This window comes from Streptococcus sp. GMD4S, from assembly GCF_000296955.1.
Genome location: NZ_AJRE01000305.1, coordinates 1 through 879 on the forward strand (window position 1 = coordinate 1; position 879 = coordinate 879).

The window sequence follows — 879 nt, forward strand, 5'->3', positions numbered from 1 at the left end:
GGATATTGATCCACATACCGCTTGAACTCTCATGTTTGACTGTTACTTCTGCCTGATGTTCAGAAGCAAGTTTTTGCAATTCTGAAACGGTTGAATCAGACGGAAGAATGCTACTTGAGAATCTTTCTACTGTTGTAGCAGTAGGAGTGAAAAATTGAATTCCAGTTTCTTCTTTACTAGTCTTAGGATTTTTATAAACACCAGACACTTCAATGATGCTACCATTTGGCTGGTAGGTTAATTCTTTTACATTGTCTGCAGTAATTTCTTTTACCAGTTCTGTATAGTTAATTTTTTCACTTCGTCCAGCAGTATTTCCAGAGTAAAAATACTGGAATCCTGTCACTAGGAAGAAGATAATTAACAAGTAGAGAAATGGGTTTCTAACTAAACCATTATTTTGTTTTTTCATTAAAGATAAATCTTTCTAATTTGAATAAACTTCTTCTTTCAATACTCCAACATAAGGAAGGTTACGATAATTTTCTTTATAATCTAGACCATAACCTACTACAAACTCATTTGGAATAGTAAAGCAAGTATAATCCGCTTCAATTTCAACAACGCGTCCCTCTGGTTTGTCTAACAAAGTCGCGATTTTAACAGAAGTTGCTTCTCTTGCAATAAACATATCTCTCAAATTCTTCAAGGTTTGACCTGTATCGATGATATCCTCTACAAATAAAACATGTCTTCCTTTGATATTTTGAGTCACGTCTTGCTTGATATTAATGACACCACTACTTGCTGTTCCACCATGGTAACTAGATACCATCATGAAGTCCATCTCAATATGCGTATCAATATGTTTGACCAATTCAGCCATAAAAGGAATCGATCCTTTCAGAATTCCAATAAGAATTGGATTTTTCCCCTCAT

At 34.4% G+C, this 879-nt stretch carries 2 protein-coding genes; both read right to left on the reverse strand.

Annotated features, from left to right (window positions below):
* Window positions 1–412, reverse strand: a 412-nt coding sequence (locus GMD4S_RS09530; RefSeq protein ID WP_000744579.1) for an ATP-dependent metallopeptidase FtsH/Yme1/Tma family protein, incomplete at its 3' end; no start/stop codon positions are given.
* Window positions 413–427: 15 nt separating this feature from the next.
* The coding region (gene hpt, locus GMD4S_RS09535; RefSeq protein ID WP_000341437.1) for a hypoxanthine phosphoribosyltransferase at window positions 428–879 on the reverse strand (452 nt) is incomplete at its 5' end.